The organism is Kitasatospora sp. NPDC059577 (assembly GCF_042735475.1).
Classification (GTDB): domain Bacteria; phylum Actinomycetota; class Actinomycetes; order Streptomycetales; family Streptomycetaceae; genus Kitasatospora.
Map to the genome: position 1 here is coordinate 68,828 of NZ_JBHWBZ010000053.1, position 2,323 is coordinate 71,150.

At 76.1% G+C, this 2,323-nt stretch carries 2 protein-coding genes; both read left to right on the forward strand.

What is annotated here, in order from left to right; genetic code table 11:
- Window positions 1–546 precede the first annotated feature (546 nt).
- Complete coding sequence (locus ACFV0O_RS31335; protein ID WP_380347107.1) at window positions 547–1,401, forward strand: GNAT family N-acetyltransferase; 855 nt, start codon at window positions 547–549, stop codon at window positions 1,399–1,401.
- A complete protein-coding gene (locus ACFV0O_RS31340) occupies window positions 1,398–2,222 on the forward strand; it encodes a lysophospholipid acyltransferase family protein (protein WP_380347109.1) in 825 nt (274 codons plus the stop codon). The genes ACFV0O_RS31335 and ACFV0O_RS31340 overlap by 4 nt, the downstream gene beginning before the upstream one ends.
- Window positions 2,223–2,323 lie beyond the last annotated feature (101 nt).

Sequence of the window (2,323 nt, forward strand, 5' to 3'; positions counted from 1 at the left end):
TCTCACACCACCTCTATATCCGTCGCCTGCTTCTCTTTTATATACTCGACTCGACCACCCCCGGCCACCTAGCGGCGCGGCCGCCGCCGTCCCGGGCGGCGTCGCCCCGGAGGGCTGGCACTCCATGTGACCGGGGCTGCACCGGTGAACCGGGTGACCGGGGTGTCTCGGGTGACCGGGGTGACCCTGACCCGGTCAGTCCGGTCAGTCCAGTGAGTCCGGTGAGTCCGGTGACCGAGGTGACCCGGTGAGTCCGGTGACCCGGGTGGGGCGAGCCCGACGGCGGGGGCGTACGGTGCAGCCGTACGCCCCCGTTGTCCACCCCCTGCGAACGAGCGCCCGGTGCCCGGCAGATGACCGGCAAGCCACGGGTGGTCCCATTCAACAGGTGCACATCTGCGCTCCGCCGCGCCGCAACGTGGATGCCAACCGGCTCGGAGAGACATACCGAGACCGGTTCGCGTCCATGCCCGAACCACCTGCGGACCGGGACGGTGCCCTGGCGATCCTCGGCACCGCCGATCGTGCTGCCCTGGAGGGTCCGCCATGACCACCGTCCCCACGTACGCTCCGTCCGCAGTCGCCCCCACCCACGACGCCCCGGCGGTCCCCGCCCCCCGCCACCGGCCCGCCCCGGCCGTCGTCCCCACGCCCGCCCCGGCCGCCTACACCGTCTCCCTCGCCCGCGACGAGGACGACGTGCGGGCCGCCCAGCGGCTGCGCCACCAGGTGTTCGCCGCCGAGCTCGGCGCCGTCCTGCACAGCCCGGTCGCAGGCCTGGACGTCGACCCGTTCGACGAGCACTGCGACCACCTCCTGGTCCGCGAGGGCGAGCACGGCACCGTCGTCGGCACCTACCGGCTGCTGCGCCCCGAGGCCGCCCGCCGCGCCGGACGGCTGTACTCCGAGGGCGAGTTCGACCTCTCCGCCCTGGCGCCGGTCCGCCCCGGCCTGGTCGAGCTGGGACGCTCCTGCATCCACCCGGACCACCGGGGCAACGGCGCCGTCATCAACCTGATGTGGGGCGGCATCGCCCGCTACCTCGCCGACACCGGCAACACCTGGGTCGGCGGCTGCTGCTCGATCGGCCTGGAGGACGGCGGCGCCACCGCCGCCCGGGTCTGGGACACCGTCAGCGCCAAGCACCTGGCCCCCGCCGAGTACCGGGTCGCCCCGCGCCACCGCTGGGACGCCACCGGTGTGCCGCGCGCCGAGCGGGGCCCGCTGCCGGCGCTGCTCCGCGGCTACCTGCGGCTCGGCGCCTGGGTCTGCGGCGAGCCCGCGTACGACCCGGACTTCGACTGCGCCGACCTGTACGTGCTGCTCTCGCTGGAGCGCACCGACCCGCGCTACCTGCGGCACTTCCTCTCCGGGCTGCCCGGCCTGGGCTCCGCGTCGTGAGCGTCTGGCTGCCCACGGCGACCTGCCGGCCCGAGACCTGCCTCGCCGACCCCGCCCCGGAGGTCTCCCACCCCCGGCGGGCGCTGCGGCTGACGGCCTGCCTGGCGGCGGTGGTGGCCGGCGTCGTGCTCAGCCCGCCGGTCCGGCTGCTTCCGTACGGGGGGCGGGAGCGGCTGATCCGGCTCTGGGCGCGCGTCCTGCTGCGCACCCTCGGCGTGACCGTCCACCTCGCCGGGCCCGGCGCCCGGCCCGCCGGCGCGGGCGGCGGCGGGGTGCTCGTGGTGGCCAACCACGTGTCCTGGCTGGACATCCCACTGCTCGCCGCCGGCCGGCCGGGCCGCTCACTGGCCAAGACCGAGGTCCGGCGGTGGCCGGTGCTCGGCCCGCTGGTCGCCTGGGGCGGCACCGTTTTCCTGGACCGCGACCGGCTGCGGACACTGCCCGACACCGTCGCGGAGGTCGCCGAGGAGCTGCGCTCCGGACACCCGGTGATCGTCTTCCCGGAGGGCTCGACCTGGTGCGGGCGGGAGAGCGGGCGGTTCCGCCCCGCGCTGTTCCAGGCCGCGGTGGAGGCCGGGGCCTTCGTCCAGCCGGTGACGATCCGCTACCGGCTGGCGGACGGGCGGCCGACCAGTGTCCCAGCCTTCGTCGGGGACGACGGCCTGCTCACCTCGCTCGCCCGGGTGGTCGCGGCGCGCGGGCTGGTCGCCGACGTGACGTTCCTGCCGCCGATCCCGCCGCCCGCCCCGCGGGCCACCCGGTCCGGCGCGCGGCGCGAACTGGCCCGCGCGGCGCAGGCGGCGGTCGAGGGCATCCACTGACCGGCCGCCACCACGGCGGCCGGGCCGGCCCGGTCGACCCCGGCCGGGGGGGCCCGGCCCCGCATCCCCCGGCCGGGGTCTATAAAACAAAACTATCTGAC